The sequence below is a fragment of the Enterococcus sp. NBRC 3427 genome (assembly GCF_007996925.1).
In the GTDB taxonomy this organism is placed as follows: domain Bacteria; phylum Bacillota; class Bacilli; order Lactobacillales; family Enterococcaceae; genus Enterococcus_B; species Enterococcus_B lactis.
The window spans coordinates 61,203-76,004 of the sequence record NZ_BJLL01000002.1 but is presented as its reverse complement, the minus strand read 5'-3'; the positions used below and the strand labels follow the sequence as shown (position 1 = coordinate 76,004).

Annotated in this window: 16 protein-coding genes; 2 read left to right on the top strand and 14 right to left on the bottom strand. The window is 38.6% G+C overall.

What is annotated here, in order from left to right; translation table 11 throughout:
• Positions 1 to 11 precede the first annotated feature (11 nt).
• The 8 genes from hslU to ylqF form a co-directional block, all read right to left on the bottom strand.
• The gene (gene hslU, locus ESP02_RS00870) at positions 12 to 1,412 is read right to left on the bottom strand and encodes an ATP-dependent protease ATPase subunit HslU (RefSeq protein WP_002290222.1); all 1,401 of its coding nucleotides are present in this window, start codon (positions 1,410 to 1,412) and stop codon (positions 12 to 14) included.
• Between the two features lie 13 nt (positions 1,413 to 1,425).
• Positions 1,426 to 1,974 carry an HslVU peptidase proteolytic subunit gene (hslV, locus tag ESP02_RS00865; protein ID WP_002288419.1) on the bottom strand — a complete coding sequence of 183 codons (549 nt, stop codon included), beginning with the start codon at positions 1,972 to 1,974 and terminating at the stop codon, positions 1,426 to 1,428.
• A 35-nt stretch (positions 1,975 to 2,009) separates the two neighbouring features.
• Positions 2,010 to 2,915: a tyrosine recombinase XerC gene (gene xerC, locus ESP02_RS00860; protein ID WP_002290220.1), complete on the bottom strand. Its 906-nt coding sequence runs from the start codon at positions 2,913 to 2,915 to the stop codon at positions 2,010 to 2,012.
• 197 nt (positions 2,916 to 3,112) lie between these two features.
• Positions 3,113 to 4,489 carry an FADH(2)-oxidizing methylenetetrahydrofolate--tRNA-(uracil(54)-C(5))-methyltransferase TrmFO gene (trmFO, locus tag ESP02_RS00855; RefSeq protein ID WP_002372288.1) on the bottom strand — a complete coding sequence of 459 codons (1,377 nt, stop codon included), beginning with the start codon at positions 4,487 to 4,489 and terminating at the stop codon, positions 3,113 to 3,115.
• On the bottom strand, positions 4,458 to 6,536 hold the full coding sequence (topA, locus tag ESP02_RS00850) for a type I DNA topoisomerase (protein WP_146925970.1): 2,079 nt from the start codon (positions 6,534 to 6,536) through the stop codon (positions 4,458 to 4,460). The genes trmFO and topA overlap by 32 nt, the downstream gene beginning before the upstream one ends.
• A 121-nt stretch (positions 6,537 to 6,657) precedes the next feature.
• On the bottom strand, positions 6,658 to 7,515 hold the full coding sequence (gene dprA / locus ESP02_RS00845) for a DNA-processing protein DprA (protein WP_038398841.1): 858 nt from the start codon (positions 7,513 to 7,515) through the stop codon (positions 6,658 to 6,660).
• Between the two features lie 55 nt (positions 7,516 to 7,570).
• Positions 7,571 to 8,338 (bottom strand): ribonuclease HII, encoded by a 768-nt coding sequence (locus ESP02_RS00840; RefSeq protein WP_038398839.1) that lies wholly within the window; start codon positions 8,336 to 8,338, stop codon positions 7,571 to 7,573.
• A complete protein-coding gene (gene ylqF, locus ESP02_RS00835; protein ID WP_002309567.1) occupies positions 8,331 to 9,191 on the bottom strand; it encodes a ribosome biogenesis GTPase YlqF in 861 nt (286 codons plus the stop codon). Before ylqF ends, ESP02_RS00840 begins: the two co-directional genes overlap by 8 nt.
• A 261-nt stretch (positions 9,192 to 9,452) precedes the next feature.
• On the opposite strand from ylqF, the gene ESP02_RS00830 reads away from it, so the two are divergent.
• Together ESP02_RS00830 and ESP02_RS00825 are read left to right on the top strand one after the other, a co-directional pair.
• Positions 9,453 to 9,851: a VOC family protein gene (locus ESP02_RS00830; RefSeq protein WP_010732773.1), complete on the top strand. Its 399-nt coding sequence runs from the start codon at positions 9,453 to 9,455 to the stop codon at positions 9,849 to 9,851.
• Positions 9,852 to 10,087: 236 nt separating this feature from the next.
• Positions 10,088 to 10,630, top strand: coding sequence for a folate family ECF transporter S component (locus ESP02_RS00825; RefSeq protein ID WP_038398837.1), 543 nt, complete (start codon positions 10,088 to 10,090; stop codon positions 10,628 to 10,630).
• 87 nt (positions 10,631 to 10,717) lie between these two features.
• On the opposite strand, the gene lepB is transcribed toward ESP02_RS00825, so the two are convergent.
• From lepB to ESP02_RS00795, 6 genes are all read right to left on the bottom strand, one after another.
• Entirely contained in the window at positions 10,718 to 11,269 is a 552-nt protein-coding gene (lepB, locus tag ESP02_RS00820) for a signal peptidase I (protein ID WP_002290203.1), read from the bottom strand.
• Positions 11,270 to 11,418: 149 nt separating this feature from the next.
• Entirely contained in the window at positions 11,419 to 11,646 is a 228-nt protein-coding gene (locus ESP02_RS00815) for a YozE family protein (protein ID WP_002290200.1), read from the bottom strand.
• Positions 11,643 to 12,161, bottom strand: a complete 519-nt coding sequence (gene msrA / locus ESP02_RS00810; protein ID WP_038398835.1) for a peptide-methionine (S)-S-oxide reductase MsrA — start codon at positions 12,159 to 12,161, stop codon at positions 11,643 to 11,645. The genes ESP02_RS00815 and msrA overlap by 4 nt, the downstream gene beginning before the upstream one ends.
• 19 nt (positions 12,162 to 12,180) lie before the next feature.
• A complete protein-coding gene (locus ESP02_RS00805; protein ID WP_010732777.1) occupies positions 12,181 to 12,894 on the bottom strand; it encodes a YpmS family protein in 714 nt (237 codons plus the stop codon).
• A gap of 5 nt (positions 12,895 to 12,899) precedes the next feature.
• The gene (locus tag ESP02_RS00800) at positions 12,900 to 13,793 is read right to left on the bottom strand and encodes an SGNH/GDSL hydrolase family protein (protein WP_010732778.1); all 894 of its coding nucleotides are present in this window, start codon (positions 13,791 to 13,793) and stop codon (positions 12,900 to 12,902) included.
• Between the two features lie 157 nt (positions 13,794 to 13,950).
• Positions 13,951 to 14,793 (bottom strand): DegV family protein, encoded by an 843-nt coding sequence (locus ESP02_RS00795; RefSeq protein WP_002309576.1) that lies wholly within the window; start codon positions 14,791 to 14,793, stop codon positions 13,951 to 13,953.
• Between the last annotated feature and the right edge of the window lie 9 nt (positions 14,794 to 14,802).

Below are 14,802 nucleotides of genomic sequence, written 5' to 3'. Positions count from 1 at the left end.
GTCCTCCGATTTTATAAAATATAGCGACTTAAATCTTCATTTGCCGCAATTGAGCCAAGTTTGTCATCAACGTATGCTTCTGTAATCGTTATTTCACCCATTTGCATATCTGGTGCTTCAAATAATAGGTCTTCTAATAGTTTTTCCAAAATAGTATGCAGTCTACGTGCACCGATATTATCTGTGTCACGATTGACATCGAAAGCAATTTGAGCGATCCGTTCAATTGCTTCTTTTGTAAATGTAACTGACACATTTTCTGTACCAATCAATGCTACATATTGTTTTATTAAAGCATTATTCGGTTCAGTCAGAATTTTCACAAAATCTTCAGCTGTCAAATCATCTAATTCTACCCGTATTGGGAAGCGTCCTTGAAGTTCTGGAATTAGATCACTTGGTTTAGACAAATGGAAAGCTCCTGAAGCAATGAATAGAACGTGATCTGTTTGGATGATCCCGTATTTTGTGTTTACTTGTGAACCTTCGACAATTGGCAATATGTCTCTTTGGACGCCTTCTCTGGATACTTCTCCAGATTGCTGTGATTTAGAAGTAATCTTATCGATTTCATCGATAAAGATAATCCCGCTTTCTTCCGCTAATTTGATTGCCTCACTATGGATATCAGCATCCTTGACTAGTTTTGCTGATTCTTCTTTGATTAATAACTCTAAAGCTTCTTTGACTGTTACCGTCCGTTCCACTTTTTTCTTCGGTGTTAGAGCACCTAACGTTTCATTTAGGTCGATCCCCATTTGCTCCAATCCATTGTTCATCATTGGTGCAGGTTTCTTTTGATCTTCGACTTCAATGGTTACTTCACGATTGTCCAGTAATCCCTTTTGTAGTTGTTCCAAAACTGTACGGCGGTTGATCCGAATATCTTCTGTCACTTCTTCTTGTGGTTCAGCGTTGTTTTGCTGACTAGCATTAAAAAGATTCATCATTTGTTCAAATTGATTAGTGGATTGTTTCTGTTCTTTTTTTATACCAGGCACTAAGATTTTTACCAAACGTTTTTCAGCATTTTTTTTAGCACTTGTGTATACACGGCTGTATTGCTCTTTTTCTACGATTTGGATCGCATTTTCTACTAAATCCCGGACCATTGACTCTACATCTCTTCCAACATAACCGACTTCAGTAAATTTTGTTGCTTCGACTTTGACAAATGGTGCATTGACGATTTTGGCCAAACGTCGCGCGATTTCTGTTTTACCGACCCCTGTAGGTCCGATCATCAGCATATTTTTAGGTGTAATATCTTGTTGCATTTTTTCATCTAACTGCAAACGGCGGTAGCGGTTACGCAAAGCGACGGCAACAGATTTTTTTGCTGCATGCTGTCCTACGATGTACTCGTCTAATTCACTTACGATTTGTCTTGGTGTTTGTTTCAATTCATACATATTTACTCACCTCTTACAGTTCTTCTACGATAATATTATGATTAGTAAAGATACAGATGTCTGCGGCAATATTTAACGCATTTTCTGCAATTTCTTTCGCACTCATGTCATTTTGAGCATAATTTTTCATTGCTCGGGCTGCGGCCAACGCAAAATTCCCGCCTGATCCGATAGCTAAGATGCCATCATCTGGCGTAATCACTTCTCCTGTACCTGAAACAAGAAGCATTTCTTTATCATTCATTACGATCAGCATCGCTTCAAGTTTTTGCATAGATTGCTGTGTCCGCCATTCTTGAGCTAATTCAACAGCTGCACGTTGCAGATTTCCATTGTATTCGTTCAGTTTGCCTTCAAATTTTTCTTCTAAAGTAAACGCATCTGCGACACTTCCGGCGAAACCTACAACGACCTCTCCATTGTAGATACGTCGTACTTTCTTTGCTGTACCTTTCATGACAACAGATTCACCCATTGTTACTTGGCCATCTCCAGCCATGGCAAATTTTCCGTCTTTTTCGACAGCACAGATTGTGGTTGAATGAAATGGTGATTCGACCATGTTTGTTTCCTCCTAAATTTGTTCTTTTTCTTATTTTACGCTCTTGGATGGAATGAACGATAGTTTTTTTGTAAACTTTCTTTTGTTACATGGGCATAGATCTGGGTAGTTGATAAATTGGCATGTCCTAACAATTCTTGGACTGTCCGCAAATCTGCCCCATTATTTAATAAATGAGTGGCGAATGTATGGCGCAGCATGTGGGGATGGATATCGCTATCCAAGCTGCTTTTTTTGATCATCTGATTCAAGACATATTCAATACCAGTAGGCGTGATTGGTTTTCCATGATGATTCACAAAAACAATATCATGCTCTTCGTGATATTTTGTCATCAATACCTGACGGCCTTCTGTGAAATATTCTTGTAGAGCATCTTGGGCAAAAGAACCTAGAGGCGCGTATCTCTCCTTGTTTCCTTTACCATGAATCAACATGACCTCTGAATCAAAATCAATGTCTGATACCAACAGATTACTACACTCGCTTAAACGGATACCAGATCCGTAAAGGACTTCCAGCAAAGCGCGGTTCCTCAAATCTAGAGGACTGTCTCCTGCTACGCTGTCAAAAAGTGCTTGCATTTCATTTTCATAAAAAAAGCGCGGCAATCTCAAATTTTTCTTTTTGAGATGAACGTAAGAAAATGGATTTTCTTTTATCACTTCTTCTTTGAGAAGGTACTGATAAAACGAACGTAGGCTAGCTATCTTGCGACTGATAGAGTTTCTGCTATAGCTAGGGCGATGATCAGCTAATGCACTCAAATAGACACGAACCGTAAAGTATTCCGCCTTCAGCAGATCAGCGTCTCCAGATTCCTCCAAGAAATGTTTAAAATGGAGAATATCTTCTTCATATGCTTCTTTCGTTTTTTCTGAATATCCTCTTTCGACAATCAAATAACGCAAAAATTTTTGTTCCCACGTGGCTTCCGTCATTTTCTCACCTTCCTTTTGTCCCAGAGAATAATTTAGCACAGCGTCTACAAAAAGACAAATAAATTGTCAGAATTTAACCAATATTTCTAAGTTTGTTCACAATTAATGCAATTCCTCACATTTTGTTTGAGAAATCCTTAAGAAAAACGCAAGAAAAAGAGCGAGACTATCCGTCTCACCCTCTTCATCGAGCTTGCTCACTCATTTGGGACTGCTGTTTTTTCTAATTCTTTTTTTATTGTCTCATTCGCTTTTAAAGCACGTTGGGCAATTGCTTCATATCTTGCTTTTTTGTCTCGTATGCGTTCCGGCAATTCAGGAAACAGACCGTAGTTGGCATTCATTGGTTGGAAATGTTTTCCTTCCGCATGAGTAATGTAGTAAGCCATGCTCCCAATAGCAGTTTCTTGTGGAAACTCGACTGGTTCCATTTCTTTTGCTAAGCGTGCGGCATTGATTCCAGCAAGTAATCCGCTTGCTGCACTTTCAACATAGCCTTCTACACCAGTCATCTGACCTGCAAAGAACAAATCTTCGCGTTTTGTTGATTGATACGTCGGTTTCAGTAATTCTGGCGAATTCATAAAGCTATTTCGGTGCATAACACCATAGCGAACGAATTCAGCATTTTCCAATCCAGGAATCATCCGAAAAACACGTTTTTGCTCGCCCCATTTCAAGTGAGTTTGGAAGCCCACGATGTTGTATAAAGAAGCTGCAGCATTGTCTTGACGTAGCTGGATAACAGCATAAGGACGTTTGCCAGTTTTAGGATCTTCCAATCCAACTGGTTTCATAGGACCAAAAAGCATTGTTTTGAATCCACGCTGTGCCATTACTTCGATTGGCATACATCCTTCAAAATATTTTTCTTTTTCAAAAGATTTAAGTTCTGCCACTTCGGCATTGATTAGTGCCTCATGGAAAGCTTTGAATTCCTCTTCTGTCATCGGACAGTTCAAGTAAGCTGCTTCTCCTTTGTCATAGCGGGACTTCAAATATACTTTATCCATATCGATCGTAGCTTTGTCTACGATCGGTGCAGCTGCGTCATAGAAATAAAAACCATCTGAACCATTGAATGCTTTGATGCTTTCTGCCAATGGATGAGAAGTCAACGGTCCTGTTGCTACTACGGTGATTCCTTCTGGTATTTCAGTAATTTCTTCGTTTATCACTGTTACTAATGGATGCTCTTTGACTTTTCGGGTAATCGTTTCAGAAAAAGAATCTCGGTCAACAGCTAAAGCACCACCAGCTGGCACTGCTGTTTCATCTGCCGAAGTGATTACTACTGAATTCAATCGGCGCATTTCTTCTTTCAATAATCCTACTGCGTTAGCCAAACTGTTTCCTCTTAGTGAATTGGAACATACTAGTTCAGCAAAATTACTTGTGTGATGCGCCTCAGTCGATTTGACTGGACGCATTTCATATAAACGGACAGGTACTCCTGCTTGTGCGATCTGCCAAGCAGCTTCACTTCCGGCAAGTCCTGCTCCAACAACATTTACCATTTTCAATGAAAGAACCTCTTTTCTATTATTTTTGGATGTCTTCTTCGTAGTCTCCATTTACACAGACTACTTGTTTGCCACCTTTGACTTTCTTCTCAACCAGATATCCGTCACATTTTGGACAATTTCTGCCCACTGGTTTATCCCAAGAAGTGAATTCACATTCTGGGAAACGAGAACAACCGTAGAACAGTCTGTTTTTCTTAGATTTTCGTTCGATAACTTGCCCTTCATGACATACTGGACAAGTCACACCGATTTCTTTTACGATCGGTTTGGTATTCCGACAATCAGGAAAATTGCTACAAGCATAAAACTTCCCGTATTTCCCTAACTTTATCACCATCGGATGTCCACAGACATCACAATCAAATCCTGCTGGTTCATCTTTGATTTGGATTTTTTCGATTTTTTCTTCCGCATTCGTCAGTTCTTTTTCAAACGGTTTATAGAAACGATCGACTACTTTGACCCACGCTTCCGTGCCTTCTTCGATTTTATCCAAATCTCCTTCCATTTCTGCTGTGAAATGGATATCGACGATTTGAGGGAAGAATTCACAGATCAGCGAATTGACAATCTCTCCTAATTCTGTCGGCTCAAATCTTTTTTGTGTCAATTTTACATAGTAGCGTCTTTGGATCGTATCAAGTGTTGGTGCATAAGTGGAAGGTCGCCCTACCCCGTTTTCTTCTAGTGCACGAATCAACGTAGCCTCACTGAAACGTGCAGGTGGTTGAGTAAAATGCTGTTTTGGTTCAATATCAACAGATTGGACGACATCGCCTTCTTCAAGTTCTGGAAGAATATTTTCTTTCTCTTCTTTGCCGTCATCTCTACCTTCCACATACACTTGCATGAATCCTTTGAATTTGATTTTTGAACCGTTCGCAATGAAGATCACACCATTTTGTTCTAATGTTACTTTCATCGTATCTAAAATAGCCGGTGTCATCTGACTAGCCACAAAACGTGACCAGATCAATGTATAAAGTTTCAATTGATCTTTATCTAAATATTGTTTGAGTTCATCTGGTGTACGAAGCACACTCGTTGGACGCACAGCTTCATGGGCGTCTTGTGCGCCTTGAGCATTTTTGATCTTTCGGTGATCATGTCTAGAAAATTCTTTTCCATACGTATCTTCAATAAATGCTGCGGCCTCTGCTTTTGCTGTATCGGCAATCCGGGTAGAATCAGTACGCATGTATGTAATCAAGCCGACTGTTCCTTGTTTACCCAAAGTGATTCCTTCATATAACTGTTGTGCTACCATCATGGTTTTTCTTGTTCGAAAGTTTAATTTACGGGCAGCTTCCTGTTGCAGGCTACTTGTAGTGAAAGGATTCGCAGGGTTTCTTTTGCGCTCTTTCTTTTCTACTTTTTTAACTTCGAAGTCTGTTCTATCAATTCTAGCAGTGACTTCTTTTACACTTTGTGCATCTGGTAATTTCTTTTTCTTACCGTCGATTCCCCAGAAATTTGCTTTGAATTTCTTGCGAGCTTTTTTAAAATTACCGTCGATGCTCCAATATTCTTCTGGAACAAATTCTCGAATCTCTTTTTCGCGGTCAATAATAATTTTTAAAGCGACAGATTGGACACGTCCTGCACTTAACCCTTTCTTGACTTTGCGCCAAAGAATAGGGCTGATCGAATAACCAACGATTCTGTCTAAGGTACGACGAGCTTGCTGTGCATCTACTAAATCTACATCGATCGTTCTTGGTTCCTTAAAGGCTGCTTTGACTGCATCTTTTGTGATTTCATTGAAGACCACCCGATTTTTTTCTTTCAGATCCAACCCAAGTAGGTACGCTAAACGCCAAGCAATCGCTTCTCCTTCTCTATCCGGGTCACTTGCCAAGTAAACTTTTTGAGCTTTTTTTGCTGCGGCTTTCAGGCTTTTGATGACATCGCCTTTTCCGCGTATAGAAATATAATGGGGTTCATAATTGTTTTCAAAATCGATACCCATTTTACTTTTCGGTAAATCTCTTATATGACCAACACTGGCCATTACTTTATAGTTTCGTCCAAGATATTTCTCAATCGTCTTGGCTTTTGCAGGTGATTCTACAATCACTAAATATTTATACGCCATTACTGAATGGACTCCTTTCCATTGTCGTGTTCCTACTATTAAAAGAGGATTCATACAAATCGTAGCTAATCATATCCATTCAGAAAACGTTTGTCAAGAAAAGCAAATGAAAAGTATGATGTTATTCTTTAAATTCTGCCAAGATATCTTCACCCGAAACCGCGCAAACTGCACCGTCTTGGATCAAATGATGACATCCGGTAGAATGTTCTGTTAAAATATTTCCTGGAACAGAAAAAACTGTTCTTCCAAGATCCAATGCTTGCTGTGCTGTTATCAGAGAGCCGCTTTTTTTCTTGGCTTCAAAGACACATGTTCCTTTAGACAAAGCTGCGATAATACGATTTCTCATTGGAAAACGATGTTTTTTCGGGCCGGATTGAGGAGGATATTCACTCAAAAGAAGATGATCATTTGCAATCACCTCTTGCAAGTCACGATTTTCAGTAGGATAGACTTGCTCTATCCCTGTTCCAATGACCGCGATCGTCCGTCCACCATGAGAGATTGCTGCTTGGTGACTGTATGTATCTATCCCTTTCGCGCAGCCGCTGACGATCACATATCCAGCTTCTACCACTGGTCTTAGTAAATAATACACTGTTTTTTTGGCTAAAGCAGAAGTACGTCTTCCACCAACAACGCTTAACATATTACAAGAAAGTAAAGATAGGTCACCACTGTAAAACAGAACAATTGGCGGATAGGTCAAGTGAAGCAACTGAGGGGGATAGTTGGGATCAAAGCAAGTAATAAACGACTGTTTCGATTGTATTTTGTCCCAATTATTGTGGATTTCTTGCCAACTTGTACGGAACAGCTCCCGGTGTGCGGTGATTTTTCCTATCTTAACGATGTCTTCAAATCCGATTTCTTTGTAAGGATACTGCATCATCCAGTTAGCAAGTGCCCATTTTCCTTGGCTACTGATTCCTTTTGCATAAGCAAGTTTCAATAAATTTTCTTCTATTTGATACATCATAAAACCGCCTTTCGTCTCTCTTTTTAATAAGATACGTAAAAGCGGCTGTTTTTTATTGTAAATATTTTTTTACAGGTGCAAAACTTTTGCGATGGATTGGCGTAATCCCTTGTCTTTCAAGCCCTTCTAAGTGTTCCTTTGTTCCATAGCCTGCATTATGCGAGAAACCATACCCAGGATAAAGCACGTCATATTCTTTCATCAATTGATCCCGATATACTTTAGCAATGATACTTGCAGCCGCAATCGACACAGATCGTGCATCCCCTTTGATTATTTTTTCCTGCTGTATAGGCAAATCCAAGGTCATCGCATCGATCAACAAGTAGCTTGGTGCAATAGACAAGTTTTCTACTGCTTGGATCATCGCCAATTTACTTGCTTCATAAATATTCACTTCATCGATTGTCTGCTGATCAATGATTCCGATCCCGATGGCCAAAGCTTTTTCTTGAATTTGTTGAGAAAGAAGTTCTCGTTTTTTCTCTGATAACTGTTTTGAATCATTCAGCCCTAATATGATCTCATTTTTCGGCAAGATAACTGCAGCTGCCACGACAGGTCCAGCTAACGGTCCTCTTCCTACTTCATCAATGCCGGCAATCCATTGGTGACCTTGTGCGTACCCTTGTTTTTCAAAGCAAAACATTTCTTCATATTTTTCCTTGATCAATGCCTCTTTTTTCAATCGTCGTTCAAAAGAAACTAGCGCTTGCTGTACGCCTTTGCGTGGATCGTTTCTCAATGATTCTAGTGTAGGATCATCTGTTTTCTGTATGCTTTTCAATCGTTCTTTGATACTTTGGATGGATTCAGTCATCGCTTTTTTGCTCCATTTCTTCGCAACGATCCAATGTGTATCGACCAAGTTTTCCTTGACGGATATCATGCACGACTAATTCGCTGCCGCGATCATAGTCTTCTTTATACCCACGTTTTGCTGTGATATCCATCAGCAATTCCGGTGCCAATTTTTCTTCTTGCTCGATTGGCAAACCATAACGATCGCTGATTCTTCCTGAATAATATCGGGCAAAAAAATCCAATCCGTAAATCGCCAAATCATCTAAATGGACAAGTTGGTCTTTGATGGCGCCTGTCAGCGCTAGTTTTTTGCCGATTTCTTCATCTTCAAATTTGGGCCATAAAATCCCTGGTGTGTCTAACAATTCCAACTCGTTACCCAAACGAAGCCACTGCTGACCTTTTGTTACACCTGGTTTATTTCCTGTCTGAGCAATTTTTTTGCCTACTAGTCGATTCATCAACGTAGACTTTCCAACATTCGGAATACCCAACACCATTGCCCGAATAGCGCGAGGCTTGATCCCACGAGCAGCGTCTCTTGCTCGCTTTTCTTTCAACGCTTCTTTAGCTGCAGGTACTAGCCCTTTGATTCCTTTACTTTCTTGTGCCGTGATAGCTAATGCAAGGTGGCCTTGCTTACGAAAATATTCTTGCCACAGCTTTGTCTGTTGTGGATCTGCCAGATCCGCTTTATTCAACAAAACAAGCCGAGGCTTTTGCTGAATGATCTGATCTAGCATTGGATTACGAGAAGATAAAGGTAACCGTGCATCTACCAATTCAAATACGATGTCCACATATTTCATTTTTTCAGAAACTTCTCGTCGGGCTTTTGCCATGTGTCCTGGAAACCATTGGATGGTCATTGTTCTCTCCATTCCTTTCATATCGGAATATTCTCCGACTTTACTTGTTTTTTATTTTTCAATATATATTCACTTTTTTCTATTACAAAAAAATCCTATCTATTAGTTAAGTGAAAGTGAACCAGTCCTCATTCTATCACATCTTCTCTTTTTTGATGATGTAAATTTTTTATTTTGATCTCTGTATACAAGCCTAATTTTTTGACAGCGTTTCCTAAATAAGAGATGATAGACGGACAAAGCAGAAAGGAGACGAAACAAATGAATAGTATGGTTTTTGTTAATTTTCCTGTTGCCGATGTCAATCGTTCCGTTGCTTTTTACGAAAAGCTTGGGTTTAAAAAAAATGAAGAATTCTCTACTGAAGAAGCTAGTTCAATGGTGTGGGATGATACTTTTTGGGTGATGCTCCTCTCTCATGATTTTTATAAAAAATTTATAAAAGATAAAGAAATAGCCGATAATAAAAAAACAAGTGGCGCTTTGATTTCGTTTAGTATGGACAACGCGGATAAAGTAAAAAAATTCGCTCAAACTGCAAAAGAAAATGGTGGTACTTTCCACGAAGTCGATATGGGAATCCCTGAAGAAGAAATGTTTTCATTAGAAGTCCAAGATTTGGATGGAAACACATTAGAACCTGTATGGATGAAGATGTAAGCAGATAACGAAACTGACGTTTTTATAACAAAAAAATAGAGATGGATGATACGATAAGTATTCTCCACCTCTATTTTTTTCGATCGTACAATTGCCTTTTTTACAGTTTATAAAAGCAGTCTTCTCCTCCTTTTGTTAGTCGTTGGATGGTTATTTTTGTAAATTACAGAGGTGTCATGACACATCGGCGATTTTATGGTATCCTTTTCTTATTAACTGACAAAGGAGAGAATATTTTGAACACTTTGATTGCAAAAGACGTTTTTAGATTACCCGAAATGAATGCAAGATTGTTATCGACTTCTGCCCTTTTATTAGCCCTTGATGTCATCTTATACAAGATAGCGATTGGTCCTGCTTATTTTCAAGTCACATTCGGATTTTTAAGTATGGCGCTTATGGGTTATCTATATGGGCCGATCTGGGCTGGTTTGCTTGAAATGTTGTCGAACACTTTGAATTTCACAATATTTGGTTCAGGTACGTTTCAAGCTGCTTTTCTTATCACAGCATTCCTTGGTGGGTTTATCAATGGCTTATTTTTATATCATAAAAAGATAAATCTGCTTTCCGTCATCGCCGCCCAACTATTGATTATGATTCCAGTGAGCCTTTTTATCAATTCTTGGCTGATGTCTGTTTTGTTTGGTGCAGATTTCAAAGTGATTTTTCTAGGTAGGGTTATCAGGAATATGATCCAGATTCCTATTCAAATAACGGTTGTTTATTCATTTATCAAAGCTTTAGAGGCTAGAAAAGTGTTTAAACGAGCTGTTTGATTTTATGTACTAAGGTAATATGCTGATTTTGGACCAAACGATAAAGAGGTTGTGACAAAAGAATGGTCACAACCTCTTTATTATTTCTCACTGGATCCATTTTATTTCATCAAGCGGATAATACACGAATCTTGCTTTACCTAAAATATCCGTTTTATTGATCGTACCAAATGAGCGGCTATCTTTTGAAACTCTTCGATTATCTCCAAGTACAAAGTAACTATCTTCGGGAAGCTTCGATTGTCCCGTCAGTTCTTGTAGTGTGAAGTCCGTCGTATAGGACGCATTTGCATGATCTGACTTCATGTTTTTAGTTAGATAAGGCTCCTTCACTACTTTTCCATTGATCTTCAATTGATCATTTTGGTAGCTAACATTTTCTCCTGGAAGCCCAATTACTCGTTTGATATAAATCGTCCCATCTGCTAATTGAAAAACAACAATATCAAATCGTCTGATCTCCGAAAATTTTTCCATCACAACCATGTCGCCTTGTTTCAAGACATTTTCCATTGAATTGCCTTCTACTGGTACAGGGATGAACAAAAATCCCCGCAACATGAACGCAATGAATACAGAAACAAGTAAGTATTTGAATATAAGCCAGAAGCGATCAATATAGCGTTGTTTTTTTGTCAATCTCTATCAATCCATCCCTCGTTTTTTCATTCTTTCTTTATTATAAGAAAAATATCAAAAAAATGCGACTAGATAGCTGAAATAAAAATAATTCTTTCTATCAAACTGTTGGACAAAAAGCGCTTGGATCATAAATGGAAAACCAATTTTTATAAGTCATGATTGTTCTCTAAATATTTTTCCCAGGCTTCGTCAAAAATATCCATGGATGGCAAATAGTCGACATTCAATTCTAGATAACTAGAAATTTCTTCGTAGCTAGAGCTGTGCTTAGGGAATTGGATATCTTTACCGGCTTCTGTAGCAAAAATAGATAAAGTATCGTGTACACCACCGCCTCGCAGTGTCATTAAATAGTGAAAAAAGCTTCGATTCACCCTTCGTTCCTCCAATTTTCTTCAATAAAGGCAGCCCGGCGTGCATGGTTTCTTTTAAAATTTTCAGGATGCTTTTTATAATACTCTTGATGGTTTTCTTCTGCTAGATAAAATGGTTGGGCTGGTTCGATTTTCGTAACGATTGGCTGTTCGAAACGTCCACTTTCAGCTAATTGTTTCTTACTTTTTTCAGCAATGATCCGTTGTTCTTCTGTCAAATAAAAGATGACCGGACGGTAATTGTCGCCGCGATCCTCAAATTGTCCAAAAGCATCAGTCGGATCCGTTTGCTGCCAGTAAAGTTCTACTAACTGTTCATATGAAATCAATGTTGGATCATAGATAATCTCCACTGCTTCCGTATGTCCAGTCGTTTGGCTTTTTACTTGTTCATAAGTTGGATCTGGTACGTGTCCTCCAGTATATCCTGACATCACTGTATGAATACCAGGAAGCGTATCGAAAGGTTGGATCATGCACCAGAAGCAGCCTCCTGCAAATATTGCTCGTTCCATTATTATTCCTCCTCTAATACTATTCATTTGATGTTTTTTTGTTCTCTTTTGTTTTGCTTTCAGTACTGCTGTTGCTAGTTTTGTTTGTATTTGAGTTGTTTGAAGCATCAGAGGTATCTTTTGGCAAATATAGACTAAATCGAATGTCATCATTTACTAAGTCGATTTTATCTGCTTTAATATACATCCCGTTTTGCATCCGGAATTGATCCAATCTAAGCATGATAGTCAAATCATCTGTATTAACTTCGATCCAATCTGGCAATTTATAGTTTCTCTTGATCATATTCATCACATCTTTAATTGGCAAACTTAATGTTCCAATAGAAAGACTTCTAGCTTTTAGTTGGACATTTCCATTTTCCATCACATAAGGATCAAAATATAAATAGAAATTGATAGGAAAACCTAATACTTCGAAAGTACCATTGAGCAGTGCTTCATTTTCCAAATAGAATTTATATTCGATATCACTATCTTTTTGATACTCACTAAGGAAAAAGCTAATGATTTGATTGACTTTTTCTTTATTTGAATTGATCGTGAGGACAGGATCGCCTTGCCTTTCCGTGAGGGCAGGTATTTCTGGGAGTTCTGGTTCCCGATTAGCAAAAATACGGCTACCTAAAAATACTGTCGAACCGAGTACTACCCCAAGAAGGATAAGAAAGGCGACTTTCCAGTAATTCGTTTTCTTTGCTTTGTTTGAAGTTGCTCCAGATCTTGTTTTCATGTTTTTTAATCGTCCTCCTTCTCTAGCCATTGGTTTTGTGTCTCGATCAGCTGATCTCTCACTGCATTTGCCATCAATTGATAACCTAAATTATTCGGATGGAAATGATCTTCTTCGTAAAGCACATTGTTTTTGATGCCATTTAGATTTTCTGTCGTGCTAGTTGTTTGATCTGTGCCTTCTTCTGTGACACCTACTTCCTGATTCAATCCTTGATAAAGCAAGTCGTTGATTGGGATAAAGTAGCAATTCGGCATTTTTTTCGTCACCGTTTCTGTTCCTTTGTTCCAATTATTAACGATGGTCTGCATGTCAGTGATTTCAGGAAAGTTCAAATAAAATGGATTGTAGATGCCTAAAATATAAATTGGCGCGGTTTTATTGAGGGATCGAAATTCTTCCAATAGTTCTGTGACATTTTCCTGATAGTTTTTCAGCGGTTTTTTAAAGGAATTGACCGTTAACCCGAACAAATTATTTTGGATAACTTTCATCAAATCATTTCCGCCAACAGTCAGCGTGATAAAATCAGCTGTTTTGATATTGTTTCGAATTTCTTCTTTTGTTTTTACTCGCTTTAAGATCTGGTCACTTCGTTCACCATTTACACCATAGTTTTCTGTTTCAACCGCAGTCAAATTATAACGGTCTTTTAGATCATTTGCGACAAGGGGAACGAAGCCTCCTTGTTTGGTTTGATCTCCGACTCCTTCAGTCAGCGAATCTCCGATAGCTATGTAGTGAAGTTTTTCTTTTTTATTTGGATCTTCTCTCACAGTAGTTACTGGTTTCATCAGAGGGCCAGCTTTCGGTATGGAAGCAGCTAGACCTGCATAGATGATGATCGCAATTAATAATGGGAACAAAACGAGGATCAAATGTCGTTTCGTTAATTTCATCTTTTCACCTCTTGTATTCGATTGGTTCTAATGTTATCAAAAATTTTATCAAAAAGGTAGTCTTTATGAAAAAAGAAAATAATTATTTTCCTATTTTTACAAAGAAAAAGAGAATAAGCTAAAAGCCTTGCAGGCTGAGGGCTTATCCTCTTTTTGACTAGTCTACGTAATACATGATTGCAAACGCGTCTTTACCAGTATGCGTAGCGATAACCGGATTCGTGTGCAGTACAGGGATATGCATATCCGGAAACAATTCTTGCAGACCTTCTTTGAATTCTTGTGCCAGTTCTTTTGCATCCGCATGTGAGATGCCGATTTGCCGCACATTTGGCAATTCTTTCAGTTCGTTTTTCAAATTATTGAACCATTTGTCGAACGTTTTCTTTCCTCGCCCCTTCGTTACAGGGATCAATTCAGAGTGGGCGAAATTCATCACCACGCGTATGTTCAAAACACTAGACAATAAACCAGTCGTCCGGCTGATTCTTCCACCTTTTACCAAGTTGTCTAGTGTGGAAATTCCGATGTATAATTTTGTATTATCTTGTACTTTTTTGACTTCTTCAAGGATTTCCTCTACTGATTTACCTTCTTTTGCTAATTCAGCTGCTCGAATTACCTGAAACGATAAACCTTGGTCAGTGGTATCACTGTCGATAACCGTTACTTTTGTTTTTGTTAAATTACTAGCTTGTCTTGCTGCTTCTACTGTTCCACTCAAGCCTTTTGTCATGTGGATCGAAATCACTTCACTGCCGTCTTCTCCTAACTCATCATACATTGAGATGAATTCTCCAATCGGTGGTTGGCTGGTTTTTGGCAGATTTTTTGCTTTCGCCATCATTTCCATAAATCTTTCACCGTCTAATTGGTCATCATCCGGATATACTGTTCCGTCAATCATGATGGATAGCGGCATGACACGAATGCCTAAAGCGTCGCGTATGTTTTTTTCCATCGTACATGAAGAATCTGTTACGATTTTTACGTTTGTCATTATTTTCTC

Bases quoted from the DNA above. Each gene is read 5' to 3' on its own strand.
- hslU (WP_002290222.1), bottom strand. From the start codon at position 1,412: ATGTATGAATTGAAACAAACACCAAGACAAATCGTAAGTGAATTAGAC.
- hslV (WP_002288419.1), bottom strand. From the start codon at position 1,974: ATGGTCGAATCACCATTTCATTCAACCACAATCTGTGCTGTCGAAAAA.
- xerC (WP_002290220.1), bottom strand. From the start codon at position 2,915: ATGACGGAAGCCACGTGGGAACAAAAATTTTTGCGTTATTTGATTGTC.
- trmFO (WP_002372288.1), bottom strand. From the start codon at position 4,489: ATGGAGACTACGAAGAAGACATCCAAAAATAATAGAAAAGAGGTTCTT.
- topA (WP_146925970.1), bottom strand. From the start codon at position 6,536: ATGGCGTATAAATATTTAGTGATTGTAGAATCACCTGCAAAAGCCAAG.
- dprA (WP_038398841.1), bottom strand. From the start codon at position 7,515: ATGTATCAAATAGAAGAAAATTTATTGAAACTTGCTTATGCAAAAGGA.
- ESP02_RS00840 (WP_038398839.1), bottom strand. From the start codon at position 8,338: ATGACTGAATCCATCCAAAGTATCAAAGAACGATTGAAAAGCATACAG.
- ylqF (WP_002309567.1), bottom strand. From the start codon at position 9,191: ATGACCATCCAATGGTTTCCAGGACACATGGCAAAAGCCCGACGAGAA.
- ESP02_RS00830 (WP_010732773.1), top strand. From the start codon at position 9,453: ATGAATAGTATGGTTTTTGTTAATTTTCCTGTTGCCGATGTCAATCGT.
- msrA (WP_038398835.1), bottom strand. From the start codon at position 12,161: ATGGAACGAGCAATATTTGCAGGAGGCTGCTTCTGGTGCATGATCCAA.
- ESP02_RS00805 (WP_010732777.1), bottom strand. From the start codon at position 12,894: ATGAAAACAAGATCTGGAGCAACTTCAAACAAAGCAAAGAAAACGAAT.
- ESP02_RS00800 (WP_010732778.1), bottom strand. From the start codon at position 13,793: ATGAAATTAACGAAACGACATTTGATCCTCGTTTTGTTCCCATTATTA.
- ESP02_RS00795 (WP_002309576.1), bottom strand. From the start codon at position 14,793: ATGACAAACGTAAAAATCGTAACAGATTCTTCATGTACGATGGAAAAA.